General features: G+C 52.8%; 14 protein-coding genes. 5 read left to right on the top strand and 9 right to left on the bottom strand.

Annotated elements, in window-relative coordinates; genetic code table 11:
• Window positions 1-42: 42 nt before the first annotated feature.
• The 3 genes from J2I47_RS23550 to aat all read right to left on the bottom strand — a co-directional run bounded on the left by J2I47_RS23550 (window position 43) and on the right by aat (window position 3,131).
• Window positions 43-1,302, bottom strand: coding sequence for a glutamate-5-semialdehyde dehydrogenase (locus J2I47_RS23550; protein ID WP_207367071.1), 1,260 nt, complete (start codon window positions 1,300-1,302; stop codon window positions 43-45).
• 2 nt (window positions 1,303-1,304) lie between these two features.
• Window positions 1,305-2,339 (bottom strand): glutamate 5-kinase, encoded by a 1,035-nt coding sequence (gene proB / locus J2I47_RS23545; RefSeq protein ID WP_207367070.1) that lies wholly within the window; start codon window positions 2,337-2,339, stop codon window positions 1,305-1,307.
• A gap of 162 nt (window positions 2,340-2,501) precedes the next feature.
• A complete protein-coding gene (gene aat, locus J2I47_RS23540; protein ID WP_207367069.1) occupies window positions 2,502-3,131 on the bottom strand; it encodes a leucyl/phenylalanyl-tRNA--protein transferase in 630 nt (209 codons plus the stop codon).
• A 465-nt stretch (window positions 3,132-3,596) separates the two neighbouring features.
• Between aat and J2I47_RS23535 the strand changes: the two genes are divergently transcribed.
• The 4 genes from J2I47_RS23535 to argC all read left to right on the top strand — a co-directional run bounded on the left by J2I47_RS23535 (window position 3,597) and on the right by argC (window position 8,010).
• Window positions 3,597-4,301 (top strand): GNAT family N-acetyltransferase, encoded by a 705-nt coding sequence (locus J2I47_RS23535; protein WP_207367068.1) that lies wholly within the window; start codon window positions 3,597-3,599, stop codon window positions 4,299-4,301.
• Window positions 4,302-4,489: 188 nt separating this feature from the next.
• The gene (locus J2I47_RS23530; protein ID WP_207367067.1) at window positions 4,490-5,704 is read left to right on the top strand and encodes an argininosuccinate synthase; all 1,215 of its coding nucleotides are present in this window, start codon (window positions 4,490-4,492) and stop codon (window positions 5,702-5,704) included.
• 132 nt (window positions 5,705-5,836) lie between these two features.
• Window positions 5,837-7,039 carry a glycosyltransferase family 9 protein gene (locus J2I47_RS23525; protein WP_207367066.1) on the top strand — a complete coding sequence of 401 codons (1,203 nt, stop codon included), beginning with the start codon at window positions 5,837-5,839 and terminating at the stop codon, window positions 7,037-7,039.
• Complete coding sequence (gene argC / locus J2I47_RS23520) at window positions 7,036-8,010, top strand: N-acetyl-gamma-glutamyl-phosphate reductase (protein WP_207367065.1); 975 nt, start codon at window positions 7,036-7,038, stop codon at window positions 8,008-8,010. Before J2I47_RS23525 ends, argC begins: the two co-directional genes overlap by 4 nt.
• A gap of 16 nt (window positions 8,011-8,026) precedes the next feature.
• Here argC and J2I47_RS23515 read toward each other — a convergent pair whose 3' ends face one another.
• From J2I47_RS23515 to galE, 6 genes are all read right to left on the bottom strand, one after another.
• Window positions 8,027-8,797, bottom strand: coding sequence for a hypothetical protein (locus J2I47_RS23515; protein WP_207367064.1), 771 nt, complete (start codon window positions 8,795-8,797; stop codon window positions 8,027-8,029).
• Window positions 8,718-9,116, bottom strand: coding sequence for a hypothetical protein (locus tag J2I47_RS23510; RefSeq protein ID WP_207367063.1), 399 nt, complete (start codon window positions 9,114-9,116; stop codon window positions 8,718-8,720). The genes J2I47_RS23515 and J2I47_RS23510 overlap by 80 nt, the downstream gene beginning before the upstream one ends.
• 369 nt (window positions 9,117-9,485) lie before the next feature.
• The gene (rfbA, locus tag J2I47_RS23505; RefSeq protein WP_207367062.1) at window positions 9,486-10,343 is read right to left on the bottom strand and encodes a glucose-1-phosphate thymidylyltransferase RfbA; all 858 of its coding nucleotides are present in this window, start codon (window positions 10,341-10,343) and stop codon (window positions 9,486-9,488) included.
• 11 nt (window positions 10,344-10,354) lie between these two features.
• A complete protein-coding gene (locus tag J2I47_RS23500) occupies window positions 10,355-10,798 on the bottom strand; it encodes a four helix bundle protein (RefSeq protein WP_207367061.1) in 444 nt (147 codons plus the stop codon).
• 128 nt (window positions 10,799-10,926) lie between these two features.
• Complete coding sequence (rfbB, locus tag J2I47_RS23495; RefSeq protein ID WP_207367060.1) at window positions 10,927-11,991, bottom strand: dTDP-glucose 4,6-dehydratase; 1,065 nt, start codon at window positions 11,989-11,991, stop codon at window positions 10,927-10,929.
• Window positions 11,992-12,070: 79 nt separating this feature from the next.
• Window positions 12,071-13,120 (bottom strand): UDP-glucose 4-epimerase GalE, encoded by a 1,050-nt coding sequence (gene galE / locus J2I47_RS23490; protein ID WP_229374907.1) that lies wholly within the window; start codon window positions 13,118-13,120, stop codon window positions 12,071-12,073.
• A gap of 130 nt (window positions 13,121-13,250) precedes the next feature.
• On the opposite strand from galE, the gene J2I47_RS23485 reads away from it, so the two are divergent.
• Window positions 13,251-14,126 (top strand): transglutaminase-like domain-containing protein, encoded by an 876-nt coding sequence (locus J2I47_RS23485; protein WP_207367059.1) that lies wholly within the window; start codon window positions 13,251-13,253, stop codon window positions 14,124-14,126.
• The last annotated feature ends 34 nt before the right edge of the window (window positions 14,127-14,160 follow it).

The following is a 14,160-nucleotide window of genomic DNA, read 5'->3' as shown; positions in this document are numbered from 1 at the left end:
GGCGTCAGCAACAATCGTAATTCGTACCTCGTAATTCGTAAATCACCTCACTTGCCCATTCCCTTCCACTACCCATTTTTCCGTGACCAGTTTTTCGAGCGCAAACGGGCCGCGGGCGTGGAGTTTTTGGGTGGAAATACCGATTTCAGCACCCAACCCAAAACAGCCGCCGTCGGTGAAGCGAGTCGAGGCATTGGCATAGACGGCAGCGGCATCAACCTCGTTCAAAAACTGCCCGATCAACGCAGGGTTGGCCGAAACGATGGCTTCGGAATGTTTCGACGAATAGGCCTGAATATGCGACAGGGCTTCGTCAAGGCCATTTACGACCTTAACGGCACATTTGTAATCCAGAAATTCGCGCCCAAAATCGGCGGGTTCAGCGGGAAACAGACGGGCGTATCCGGCTCGCTGCAAAACACCGAACGCCGTTTCGTCGGCATACACCTCAACGTTCCACTGAGTGAAGTCGGGGATTAATTTGGGCAGGAAATCGTCCGCTACAGCCGCATCCACCAGTACACAATCGAGTGAATTACAAACCGCTGGGCGCGACACTTTGGCGTTGACCACAATCCGAGCGGCCATGTCCAGGTCTGCCGAGCTTTCCACGTACGTATGGCAAACACCCGCGCCGGTTTCGATGGTTGGAATCAGCGAATGAGTGCGCACGTACTGAATTAAGGACTCCGACCCGCGCGGAATCAGTATATCAACGTAGCGGGTGGCCGTCAGGAGTTCATTCACTACAGCGCGGTCGGGTGGCAGCAACATCACCGCCTGCTTGGGCACGTCAAATTCGGCCAGCACCTGCTGAATCAGGCCTACTAATGCCCTGTTCGAGTGGTCAGCTTCTTTACCGCCTTTAAGCACACACGCATTTCCCGACCGCAAACAGAGCGCGGCCACATCGACCGTAACGTTGGGTCTCGATTCGTAGATTACCCCTACCACGCCCAGTGGCACAGCCAGTTTTTTCAGCGTCAGGCCCGGCTCGATCTCACGTTGTAACAGCAACACCCCCGCCGGGTCGGGCAGCACCGCCACTTGCCGCAGGCTGTTGGCCAGGTCAGCCACGCGGGCAGGCGTCAGGCGCAACCGGTCCTTTTTCGGGTCGACATGGCCCGAATCGGCAGGTATCTGATCCAGGTCCATTTGGTTCGCCGCCAGCACCGCGTCGCTTCCTGCCGAAAGTAAATCAGCGAGGCGATTCAGCAGGGCCGTTTTCTGGTCGTTATTCAGTCGGCGAACGGCGGCGGCAGCTTGTTTGGTAGCTTGCAGGAGGGGCGTAATGGGCGTCATACTCACAAAAGTACAATATCGTTGGCGTTGGCGACCTCCACGTTTTGTCGACTGCTCAGTGCGCTCAGATCAAACGACGACAGTTTAGCCCGCGCCACCGCCACCGCTATGTCGGTTTCGTCGACAATCTCGAAGACCTCGCCCGCCGAAAATTCGCCTAAGATTTCGGCCACCCCTACGGCCAGCAGGCTACTCCGTCGCAACAGGGCCGCTGCTGCGCCCGCATCCACCCGCACACGCCCCACCACCAGACTACCACTGCCCAGCCACCGGCTTCGCGCCGACATCGTGATGGGCTGCGGTTCAATCTGCGTACCCACCTCACCATCAAGGGCTTTGCGAATACTATCTGGTTCGGCAAGGCCGAAAATGACTACCCGGATACCCATACGGGTAGCCAGTTTGGCGAAGGTCAGTTTAGACGCCATCCCCCCTAACCCCATCGACGATTTGTCGGTGCGGACTACGGCAAAAACGGCCTCGGTCAGGCGGGGTACGTAGCGGATCAGGTTGCCGTCGGGGTCGAGCAGGCCACCAACAGACGTGCAGAGCATGAGCACCTCGGCCCCAAAACCCACCGCCAGCAGCGTGGCCAGCTCGTCATTGTCCGAAAACTTCAGTTCGCGGTTACTCACCACGTCGTTTTCATTCACAATAGGGATGATGCCGTTGGCCCAAAGCTCTTCGTAGGTGTCTTTCAGTTGCAGAAACTGGTCGCGGTTGGCAAAGTGATGGCGTTCGCACAGGCTCTGCGCGATGGTGACGCCATACACGCCAAAAAAACGGCTATACACATTGAGTAACAGCAGATTACCCACCGCCGCCGCCGCTTTTCGCTGACTGATTTCGCCCCGATAATCGCGGATGGTGCCCCGCCCCGCCCCCACCGCTCCCGATGAGACAAGCACCACGTTATACCGGTCACGCAGGGCCGCCACCTGCCGGGCAATGTCAACCAGCACTGGTTCGTGAAGTTCACCAGTAGGCTTGGTAATAGAGGCAGTACCAAATTTGAGCACAAGAACAGGGCGGGCCATGAATGGGGAAGGTTAATTCAGGTCCAAAAATAGGTTCAATGTTTAAAGTCTAAGGTGTAAAGTTGCTTCGCCGGTCCACCGGTGCGGTCCGACACAGATAGTACAACACCGGCGGACTGGCGAAGCAACTTTACACCTTAGACTTTAAACATTGAACCTATTTCAGTCGCCCGCGTGACTACGGAACAGGTGCTCTACGGCGGCTTCGGTGAAGCGAGCCTTCTGTTTGAGTGCCCGTTTAAGCTGGTCGGCGTATTCACGTTTGCTAATTTCAATAGCCCCGAATCGCTTCACATTGTCATTAATAAACTGGGTATCAAGCAGAGAAAATTGCTGCTCACGGAGAATCATGATGAGGTGATGAAAGGCCACTTTCGACGCGTTAGACACGTGGTGAAACATTGATTCACCAAAAAATGCCCCGCCAATGGCTACACCGTATAGCCCGCCAACCAACCGGTTATCTATATACGTCTCCACGCTGTGGGCCAGGCCCATTTGGTGCAAATCGGTGTAGGCATCAATAATTTCGGCGGATATCCAGGTACTGTCATCAATAGACCGGGGGGTGGCACAACAGCGCATCACCTGCTCAAAATCGGCGTTTATACGAATATCAAATTGTTGTTTATTTAACGTTGGCCGCAGTGATCTCGATGGTTTGTAGCCGGCAATTGGAATTACGGCGCGGGGATCTGGCGAGTACCAGTATAGCGTACCGTCTGCGTCAGCCATCGGGAAGATGCCATTGATATATCCGTAGATTAAATCGTCGGCGGTCAACTTATTCATGGTTATCCGAAAGGGATGCGTTGAAACACAAATATATAGAAAACAACTACCGGACAGGCAAGCGTCTGTTAACGAATTGATAAGGTTAAAAGCTACCTATCAGCCTGGGAGCGCAACAACGGTGGCTACCATTTGTTCTATCTGCCAAACAGGCTTTCTGCCCGTTAACACCTTCAGTTTGCTGAACGATTCCGATTTTATTCTGTTAATTGATTGCACAGACGGGGCAATTTGTCGAATATTGCCCGCGTTAATTTCAGCATATGAACCAGTTCGTCTACATACAGGCAATGTGCCACACGACGCCCTTCCGGTTCAGGTCCGTGAGGACCCTATAACGCTGTCCTGCCCTCGTAGCAGGCCCCTCTCGACACCCCTCTCATAGCTCATCTTTTTTTTCACCGGATAAAAAACGTCTCCGTTTGAGGCCGCTACCGACCGTTGTCGGGCGTTCAATAAATGACGATGATCACGCACGAAGTAGTCAACGACGAATACATTGTTCAGGTAGCCAATAAAGACCACATTGGCCTGGCCGACACCATCTGCAAGCAAATGGCCGAAAGTGCCAAAGCCCGCGGTACGGGTATTGCCAAACGATCGCCACTGTACCTGATCGAAAAAATGCTGGAAGGAAAAGCCATCATTGCCCAAACCCTGGCCGGTGAGTGGGTTGGTTTTTGCTACATCGAAACCTGGAGCCACGGCAAATTTGTAGCCAACTCCGGGCTGATCGTTCATCCCGATTACCGCCAGAGTGGCATTGCCACACGCATCAAGGCTAAGGCTTTCGAACTGTCGCGCACGAAATACCCCGACGCCAAAATCATTGGCCTGACCACCAGCCTCGCCGTGATGAAGATCAACAGTGACCTGGGCTACCAACCCGTGACCCTCAACCAGTTACCTGGCGACGAGGCTTTCTGGAAAGGGTGTCAAACCTGCGTTAACTACGACATACTGACCCGCACTGAGCGCAAACATTGCCTGTGTACGGGCATGCTCTACGACCCCGACGAGCAGAAAAAGCCGGAGAAAAAGCCGCACTGGAATTTCCTGAAAGAATCGAAGCTGTACGAACGCTGGCAGCGACTGAAAGAGCGTGTTCTGCTCCGCTTTTCAGACCGACCAGCCCCAAAAAAGAGCAATCGCGAACTGGAAGCGGCGTAACCAAACCGACTGTTGTACAGGAAACCCCGCCTCCGTTTAATGCCGGATGCGGGGTTTTTCATACTGTCGGTTCCATGATTCGCTGGCCCATTACGCACGAATGCCTACCCTGTAAACCCAATTTACCCCAATAAACCCGATATTTGCAGCCGATTTGGGCTTGCTGACTTGGCCCCCTATGTTGACAAATGGCGGATAAACAAAAAGTTGTACTGGCGTTTAGTGGAGGTCTTGATACCTCGTTTTGTGTTAAATACCTCACCGAAGACCGGGGCATGGATGTTTATTCTGTGCTGGTTGATACAGGCGGCTTCTCAGCCGAAGACCTGGCTGCCATCGAAGCACGGGCCTATTCGCTGGGGGTTGTATCGCACGCAGTGGTGACCAAAACGGATGATTATTACCAGGAGTGCCTCAAATTTCTGGTCTTTGGCAACGTCCTGAAAAACAATACATACCCACTCTGCGTCTCGGCTGAGCGGATATTCCAGGCCATTGCCGCCGCTGAGTATGCCCGGCAGATTGGCGCGTCGGCCATTGCGCACGGCAGCACCGGCGCGGGCAATGATCAGGTGCGGTTCGACATGGCGTTTCGGATTATCATGCCCGAAGCCGAGATCATTACCCCCATCCGCGACATGCGCCTTTCGCGCGAGGCTGAAATCGAATACCTGAAAAATAAAGGTGTGGATCAGGAATGGCATAAAGCGGCCTATTCCATCAACAAAGGCCTGTGGGGTACGTCGGTGGGTGGCAAAGAAACGCTCACGTCCAGCCAGTACCTGCCTGAATCGGCCTGGCCAACACCCGTGACCAAGTCAGGTGAGGAAACAATTACGCTGACCTTTACGCATGGCGAACTGAAAGGGATTAAAAGTGCTGCCTACGGTGACGAAGCATTCAAGAATCCAGTAGCCGCTATCCAACGCCTGACCGAGCTGGCGGGTCCATACGGTATCGGGCGCGACATCCACGTGGGCGATACCATCATTGGTATTAAGGGCCGCGTGGGCTTCGAAGCACCGGCACCGTTGATCATTATAAAGGCTCACCACACGTTGGAAAAGCACGTTTTGACCAAAAACCAGCTGGCCTGGAAAGACCAACTGGCCAACTTCTACGGCACCACCCTGCACGAAGGTCAGTTTATGGACCCCGTCATGCGCAACATCGAAACGTTTCTGGCCGATACGCAGGCCCACGTAACGGGCGAGGTGCACGTGCAACTGGCTCCCTACCGGTTCACGGTGCTGGGTATCGAGTCACCCTACGACCTGATGTCGGCGAAATTCGGTTCGTATGGCGAAATGAATAACGCCTGGACCGGCGACGACGTGCGGGGCTTTTCGAAGGTGGCGTCGAATCAGGTAATGATCTACGAACGGGTAAAAGCCGGTCAGTAGGAATAAATTGGGCTGATTGACTATCAACCCAATTTTCCCTGCTTGTTCTTATCTTGTCAGGACAGGCAATAAATACAGTTGGTTGCCCCCTTATCATCCACCCGATCCTGCGTCTGACGTAACGAGTAGTCAATGTCAAGAAAGTATTGTGCGCCCCGGCGAGTAGCTTATCCACTTCGTCTGCTCGACTGGTTTGTCGATGCACTCGCTCAACCGACACGTCGGGTGAACGAAGCACCGTCTGCACAGCAGCCGCGTATCCTGATGATGTCGTCGGGGCATCTGGGCGACACACTCATTCTGACGTTTCTGTTTCCGCTTATTATTAAGCGCTACCCCCAGGCCAAAATTGATGTGCTGGCGGGCGACTGGTGTGACCCTGTGCTGGTCCATAATCCGTTTGTACGTCGGATCATTCACTGGAATCACATTGGCACTAATCGCCGCAAGGTGAGTGGCTTACAGAAGGTGGCCGAACACGTTGGAGGCCTGCGACGGGCTATTGCGGCACTGTCTGGTGAGGTCTATGATTATTCCGTCGACGTTCGGTTTTCCGACTCGCCCATGCATCAGATTCTGCCGTTTATCCGGGTAAAGCATAGTATTGGCTTTGGCACGCGGGGTCTGGGGGGGTTATTGGACGATGAACTGTTTTTACCCGATGGTGAATTTCATCACCTCGAACTGATACTCAACCTGCTGAGCCGGATGGATGTACACGCGACCCTGCGCGACATTCGCCCGTATTTTCCGCATGGCAGCACGGCCAAGAGCACGCTGGCTCAGAAACTGCCGCAGCTTCAGGCATCTCGCCAGCCCATCATCGCCATTTTCCCCGAAAGTGGAGCCGATAGCCGTTTCCTGCCCGATGCCTTTTGGCAACAGTTGCTGGGCGAACTACTGAACCAGACCGAGGCCATTATGGTGGGTTGTGGTCAACGCCCCGGCACCACCCAGCTGATGCACAAAGTAATTGCCGACAACCCTTCCCAGGGCCATCGCGTGCTGGATGCCACCGGTCAACTAACCATTGACGAACTGGCCGAACTGTCGGCACAGGCCTCGCTGGCGTTTACGCTCGAATCATTTCCAGCGCATTTGTGCGGCATCTTCTGTCCGCTTATCGCCTATTATGTCAACGGCACAGGGCTCCAATTTTTTCCCATCGCCAACTTCGATACGCTGCTGTTTCATAACCACCAAAACAGCCGTGATTTAACGCTGGACCGCCCCCATTACCAAAGCCTGTTTGTCGATACCTTCGATTCGGCCGTGGTGCAGCAGTCGGTGCAGAAAGCAACGGAGTTAGTCAATCGCGTAACGCTACGACCATGACCATTCACGCAGGTATTATTGGTGGAGCGGGCTACACCGGGGGCGAACTGCTCCGTATTCTGCTCAACCACCCCTTTGTTTCTATTGCCTTTATTCATAGCCAAAGCCAGGCCGGTAAACCCGTCTGGACTACCCACACCGACCTGCTGGGCGACACCGATCTGACGTTTGCGGGGGGGGGCGTACAACCGCTTCTGAACGGCGAACTCGACGTGCTGTTTCTCTGCGCTGGCCACGGACAGTCGGCGGCGTTTCTGGCCGAAAACGAGGTACCTGATGGGGTTGCGATCATTGACCTCAGTGCCGATTTCCGCGATGAGCAAAATGATTTCATCTACGGCCTGCCCGAACTCCAGCGTGAGCGTATCCAACAGGCCGAACGTATAGCTAATCCCGGCTGCTTTGCCACCGCTATTCAATTGGCCCTGTTACCCCTGGCCAATGCCGGGCGGCTGATTGATGCAGTGCATGTGAGCGCCGTAACGGGCAGCACGGGTGCCGGGCAGGCGCTGGTGCCCACTACGGGCTTCACCTGGCGCAACAATAATTTGTCTATTTACAAGGCGTTTACCCATCAGCACCTCGCCGAAATCCGACAGAGCCTGAGCAGTTTACAGCCCTTCGGCGAAGCCATCAACTTCGTGCCTTACCGGGGCGATTTTACGCGGGGCATCATGGCCAATGTGTATACCCCTTTTTCCGGTGCGCTGGAGGAGGCCAAACAACTCTACCGCGATTACTACGCCACCCACCCGTTCACGCACGTTAGCGATACGCCGGTGGACCTGAAGCAGGTTGTGAACACCAACAAATGCCTGCTGAGCCTGGAACACCATGATGGCCAGCTGCTCATCAGCAGCGTTATCGACAACCTCACCAAAGGAGCGTCGGGGCAGGCGGTGCAGAATATGAACCTTGTTTTCGGCCTGCCCGAAGAGTCCGGCCTTCGCCTAAAAGCAGCAGCATTTTGATAAAATAACGGGCTGACTATCGCTGATTTATATAATTTTTCTGATCGAATTTACTGACCCACATACCTGTGGCAACGAGCACACACTGAATAATGCCAAGTAGCTCAGCCATTGTTAAAAATAGACCATATGTTTGATCAGACGTTTTGGTCGCATCCAATAAATAATCGGTAAATAACGATGTCATGAATGTACCCATACCATAAATTAAAAAGCCTGAGCTAATCCAAAACATAGGGTGATAGATCGTTCTGAGAACGCGGTTTTCAGATAATATTTTATTGAAATAAGTAAGAGAAAAGACAATTAGCAGCAACCTGAACAACGTTGCTCCGATAAAAGCAAAGGAATTATATTGAAAATCGATCAGTAAGACTATGCCTATCAATAAGCACGTTATCAAGCCAATGCGACGCAGTTTAACACTATTTCTGTATGATATATAAAACAACCGGGCAATAATGATTGTATAGAATATTAAAAATCCTTTTTGTACACCAATGGTTTTTTTATCATAAATGACATAATAAAGCAGCAGACACTGTTCAATAAAATGTATCGCAAAATAAATAACAACGAAAACGAGCACGCTATTGAGGTACTCCCGCCTGAGTATACCAAATACAACAGGCAGGAGTAGCATAATATGACCCAGGGTTACCACTGGATATTTAGCTAAAAGCGAAATTAATTGGTCAAACATAGTATCATGGCTGACACATTCTTGGGCAACTCCAGCCATCGCCGAGCGCATCGCCGTCGCCGCTGTCTTTGAGGCCCGTGGCATCGTCGAAAATATCGGAGCCATCAGCCCGGACGCCCACGATCACCATACGCGATTTGAGTTCGCCCTCGCCCTCGCCAACGGGGTTTTCGTCGGCGTCTTCGTGGCGTTTGCCGTAGTAAATTCGAATACCTACGCAGTCTTTACGGCCCAGCAAGTGATTGATGCGATTGCTGCCAAAAAACTCGGCTTGGGTGAAGCTACCGGGTTTGTAGCCTTGTTCCTCTTTTCTCTTCTTGAAGCGGGTAGTGCGGGCACGGGCATCATGGCTTGTAATAAAGCTGCCCACATCGCCGTGGAACCTGTCTTTTCTGTCTGTCATTGGTAGGCAATTGAATGATTTAGGCGGCAAGCTACCTAAACACACTCAATCCCAATAATGACCATTCGATGGATTGACTATTCGGTCAGATTATTGCCCGTTAACTAACCGGTTACGTAGAACTACGTGTTCGACTACGGGTAAACCCGCATTATTTACAATTGTAGAAAAATGGGTAATAATGCGCTGCCGCTGCCCGCCTGGGCTACTTACCTTTGCTTCACAATCAGCGGATACTTAATCCGGCTGCATCTACACCAACAATAGTTTCCTCTACGCGTACAAGTTTTCTCATCTCATAGGTTAGGTAGCTTATCCCCTGCTAACGTTCTGATTGGCAGGGGATAGTTGTTTCCAGACGGTTCCGTTTCAGGCAATACCGAGCAGATATTGCCCATAACCGCTTTTCACCAGCGGTTGAGCAATGTCATGAAGTTGTTCTCTGGTAATGAACTTCATCCGGTACGCAATCTCTTCAATGCACCCAATCTTCAGCCCCTGCCGTTCTTCGATAACCTGCACAAACTGCCCCGCCTGCATTAGCGACGCAAACGTACCCGTATCGAGCCAGGCTGTGCCCCGGTCCAGTACGCCTACTTTCAGCTTGCCGCGCTCCAGATAAACCCGGTTTACATCGGTGATTTCGTATTCGCCGCGTGGTGATGGGGCAATGTTCCGAGCAATCTCAACTACGTCGTTATCATAGAAATACAGCCCCGGCACGGCATAGTGCGACTTGGGTTTCTCTGGTTTCTCTTCCACCGACAACACGTTGAAATCGGCGTCGAACTCAACTACACCGTACCGCTCGGGGTCCTGTACCTGATAAGCGTAGACCACGCCACCGTCGGGGTCATTATTAGCCTGCAACAATTTCGACAGGCCCGACCCGTAGAAAATATTGTCGCCCAGCACCAGCGCTACTTTGTCAGTGCCAATAAAATCGGCCCCGATCACGAACGCCTGCGCCAGTCCGTTGGGCTCGGGCTGCACGGCGTAGGTGAACGTACACCCAATTCGCGACCCATCGCCGAGGAGCTTCTCGAAATGCGGCAGGTCGTGGGGGGTCGAGATAATGAGGATGTCTTTAATGCCCGCCAGCATCAGAATCGAGAGCGGGTAGTAGATCATCGGTTTATCGTAAACCGGCATCAGCTGCTTCGATACAGCCAATGTAAGCGGATGGAGACGGGTTCCGGATCCCCCGGCGAGTATGATTCCTTTCATGAGAAGGCTGTTTAATTGTATGTCTGTTCGTCTGTTTGTTTGTTAGGACCGGACGAATTGGACAACTTCTGATACTTTACACCCTTTATGTCCGAGGATTTTAGATGATTCATGAGTTTAGTAAGCTGGTTTCTGATCTGAACCGCATCTTGGTATACTTCCTGAAAATCCTGTTCTGAGCTATACCCCCGGTCCAAGGCACGATAACCCTGCGAGCGCACTTCACCAGCCGAGCCTTTGGCTATGCTTAGGAATTGGATAAATTCTTTATTTCCTTCCCGGTCAAACCCTTCCGCGATGTTATCCATTACAGAACCACTCGCGCCTAGCCACTGACCAATCAGCCGGAAATCGCGCTTCATTACCTCCTGTTGAGTCAATCGGAATATTTTCTGATCGAGTAGGCGAGCATTCTGCCAAACACGTAGGTCTTCAAATCGCTGAATGGTGGGCATGAATTGTTTGGTTGTATACTTGTTTGTCGGTTAGTTTCGGTCCGGCGTCCCGGTTGCTGACTGTGACTAGCAGAGCAACCGGGACGCCGGACCGAAACTAACCGACAAACAAGTATACAACCAAACACCTACCTGTTTGCGTACATGCCTTCGTAATACCCCTGATACGCCCCTGAGGTGACGTTGTTGAGCCACTCCTGGTTGGCCAGAAACCAGTCGACGGTTTTGGCGAGTCCCTCTTCAAACTGGAGCGAAGGCTGCCAGCCGAGTTCGTTCATAATCTTGTGCGCGTCGATGGCGTAACGCAGGTCGTGGCCGGCGCGGTCGGTGACATAGGTGATCAGTTGAGCCGAGGTGCCTTCGGGCCGACCAAGCTTCTGGTCCATAATGCGGCACAACAGGTGCACAAGGTCGATGTTTTTCCACTCGTTGAAGCCACCAATATTATACGTCTCACCCAGCCGGCCGTTATGGAAAATGACGTCGATGGCGCGGGCGTGATCCACTACATACAGCCAGTCGCGGACGTTCTCGCCTTTGCCGTAAACGGGCAGGGGCTTGTTGGTCTGGATGTTGTGAATCATAAGCGGAATCAGCTTTTCGGGAAAGTGATTCGGGCCGTAGTTGTTCGAGCAGTTGCTCAGCACCACCGGCAGTTTGTAGGTGTTGCCATAAGCCCGCACGAAGTGATCTGACGCTGCTTTCGACGCCGAGTACGGCGACTGTGGGTCGTAGGCAGTCTCTTCCGTGAAGAACTCGTTGTCGTTATGCAGCGAACCATACACCTCATCCGTTGAGACATGGTAGAACCGCTTTCCCTCGAAACCGCCAGCGTTGGCCTGCCAGCAGGCTTTAGCGGCATTGAGCAGGTTGACGGTACCCACCACGTTGGTCATCACAAACGACATGGGGTCGGTGATAGACCGGTCTACGTGGCTCTCGGCAGCCAGGTGAATAACCCCGTCAGGCTGGTATTGAGCAAACAAATCGGTCAAAAAAGCCGCATCGGTGATGTCGCCGCGCACAAACATATAGTTGGGCGCATTCTCGATGTCGCTCAGGTTGGCCAGGTTACCCGCGTAGGTGAGCGCGTCAAGGTTGACGATACGGTAGTCGGGGTACTTATTCACAAACAGCCGCACCACATGCGACCCAATAAACCCGGCCCCGCCGGTTATGATGATTGTTTTCATAGCTTGCTGTTCAACGTCTGAAGTCTAAGGTTAAAGGTTGCTTCGCGCCCTACTGTAACGCACGAAGCAACCTTTAACCTTAGACTTTAGACGTTGAACTGATTTTTTGCTGCCAGCGCCAGGCGTCGGTGAGGGCTTCGGCGAGGGTACGTTTGGTGGTGAAACCTAGTCCGGTAGCTGCTTTGGCAACATCAGCATAGATCTGCTCAATGTCGCCCGCCCGGCGTGGACCGAGGGTATACGGCAGGTTTATGCCCGTCACGGATTCAAAGGTGTTGATCAGTTCCAGCACCGACGCACCCCGGCCCGTGCCAATGTTGAAAATGTCATAAACCGACGATTCGGTACGGCGACCCAGCAGTTGCAGGGCACTGACGTGGGCTTCGGCCAGGTCCATCACGTGGATATAGTCGCGGATGGCCGTACCGTCGGGCGTGTTGTAGTCGTTGCCGTGGATGGTAAGGCTAGCGCGTTGCCCGGCGGCTACCTGAAGCAGGTAAGGCACCAAATTGGCGGGCACACCCCGCGGCAGTTCACCAATAAGCGCCGACGGGTGTGCGCCAATGGGGTTGAAATACCGTAGGGCAATGGCCTTAACGGGCATTTTCGCCGTAACCGCATCCCGGATTATATCTTCGCCAATAGCTTTTGTATTGCCGTAGGGCGACATAGCAGGCAGGCGGGGCGTTTGTTCCGTCACGGGCAGTTTTTCGGGTTGACCGTACACCGTGCATGACGACGAAAACACCAGGCTGGGTACGTTGTACTGCGGCATCAACTCCAGCAGTAACATCAATGTATCGAGGTTATTGCGGTAATACATCAGCGGCTTTTCAACCGATTCACCCACGGCTTTGGAGGCCGCAAAGTGGATAACGCCCGCTACCTGCTGCTGCTCGAACACCTGCGTCATAGCCGCACGGTCGTTGCAATCAATTTGGTAGGTAGTCAGTTCGCGACCCACAATGGTTTTCAGTCCGTTGAGTACCGATTGCTCGGAGTTGGAAAAATTATCGACGATAATCGGCTCAAAACCGGCTTCGACAAGGGCCACCGCAGTGTGTGACCCGATGAATCCGGCTCCGCCGGTTACGATAATTTTAGGGATGGTAGTGGCTTGGGAATCCAAATCGTTTTTGTAATTTTCTGTTGTTACTTGCAACGGGCAGGCCTCGAAAAGTGGGGCAAAACTAACCAAAACGCAACGATTGGAAAACCTTAATTTCGTGTAAGGCCTTCTCACCTTGTGCGCAATACGAATGAACGACAACGAAATAAAAGCCCTCGTCTCACTGCTCGACGATGACGATCAGGAAGTGACCCAACATGTGGAAGGCCGTATTCGCCAGCTTGGCAACTCGGCTATTCCGTTTCTGGAAACCGAGTGGGAAACTAATTTTAATCCCTTTTTGCAAAAGCGTATTGAAGAACTGATTCACGACCTGCAATACACCACCGTACTGGAACGGCTGCTGACCTGGAAAGAAACCGGCGGTATGGATCTGCTGGAAGGTCTTTGGATCGTGGCCACTTACCAATACCCTGATTTGTCGCTCGATAAACTTCGGCAAAGCCTGGAGCAGCTTTATTATGATGCCTGGCTCGTGGTACGCACCGATGTGCATCCGGCCGATCAGGTGAAGGGGCTGAACAACGTGTTTTATAACGAAATGAAGTTTTCGCCCAACACCAAAAACTTCCATTCGCCGGCCAACTCGATGATCAATCAGGTGCTGGAAACGCGGAAAGGCAACACCATTTCGCTCTGCCTGATCTACATGATGATTGCTCAGAAACTGGGTCTGCCCATCTATGGGGTCAACCTGCCCAACCTGTTTGTGCTGACCTACAAGGCCCCCACGGGTGTACAGTTTTATATCAATGTGTTTAACAGGGGCCTGGTGTTTTCAACCAAAGACATCGACCATTACATTGCCCAGCTGAACCTGAAACCGGCTCCTATCTTCTACCAGCCCTGTTCCAACGTCGACATCATCCGCCGTACCCTGCGCAACCTGATGCTCTCATTTGACCGCAACGGCGACAAAGTGCGCATGCAGGAAGTAGAACGCATGCTCGACGCCCTCAACGAAGACGCCGATTCTATGCCTTTGTCGGATTATACGCAGCGGTAAGGTAGTCTGGAAAGTCCTCTGCATGCTGCTGACG

The organism is Fibrella rubiginis, assembly GCF_017353185.1.
Taxonomy (GTDB): Bacteria; Bacteroidota; Bacteroidia; order Cytophagales; family Spirosomataceae; genus Fibrella; species Fibrella rubiginis.
The sequence above is the reverse complement of the archived record's forward strand: the minus strand, read 5'-3'. Positions and strand labels throughout refer to the sequence as shown.

Coding starts and splice junctions, on each gene's coding strand:
- J2I47_RS23550 (WP_207367071.1), bottom strand. CDS start 1,302: ATGACGCCCATTACGCCCCTCCTGCAAGCTACCAAACAAGCTGCCGCC.
- proB (WP_207367070.1), bottom strand. CDS start 2,339: ATGGCCCGCCCTGTTCTTGTGCTCAAATTTGGTACTGCCTCTATTACC.
- aat (WP_207367069.1), bottom strand. CDS start 3,131: ATGAATAAGTTGACCGCCGACGATTTAATCTACGGATATATCAATGGC.
- J2I47_RS23535 (WP_207367068.1), top strand. CDS start 3,597: ATGATCACGCACGAAGTAGTCAACGACGAATACATTGTTCAGGTAGCC.
- J2I47_RS23530 (WP_207367067.1), top strand. CDS start 4,490: ATGGCGGATAAACAAAAAGTTGTACTGGCGTTTAGTGGAGGTCTTGAT.
- J2I47_RS23525 (WP_207367066.1), top strand. CDS start 5,837: ATGTCAAGAAAGTATTGTGCGCCCCGGCGAGTAGCTTATCCACTTCGT.
- argC (WP_207367065.1), top strand. CDS start 7,036: ATGACCATTCACGCAGGTATTATTGGTGGAGCGGGCTACACCGGGGGC.
- J2I47_RS23515 (WP_207367064.1), bottom strand. CDS start 8,797: ATGCCACGGGCCTCAAAGACAGCGGCGACGGCGATGCGCTCGGCGATG.
- J2I47_RS23510 (WP_207367063.1), bottom strand. CDS start 9,116: ATGACAGACAGAAAAGACAGGTTCCACGGCGATGTGGGCAGCTTTATT.
- rfbA (WP_207367062.1), bottom strand. CDS start 10,343: ATGAAAGGAATCATACTCGCCGGGGGATCCGGAACCCGTCTCCATCCG.
- J2I47_RS23500 (WP_207367061.1), bottom strand. CDS start 10,798: ATGCCCACCATTCAGCGATTTGAAGACCTACGTGTTTGGCAGAATGCT.
- rfbB (WP_207367060.1), bottom strand. CDS start 11,991: ATGAAAACAATCATCATAACCGGCGGGGCCGGGTTTATTGGGTCGCAT.
- J2I47_RS23485 (WP_207367059.1), top strand. CDS start 13,251: ATGAACGACAACGAAATAAAAGCCCTCGTCTCACTGCTCGACGATGAC.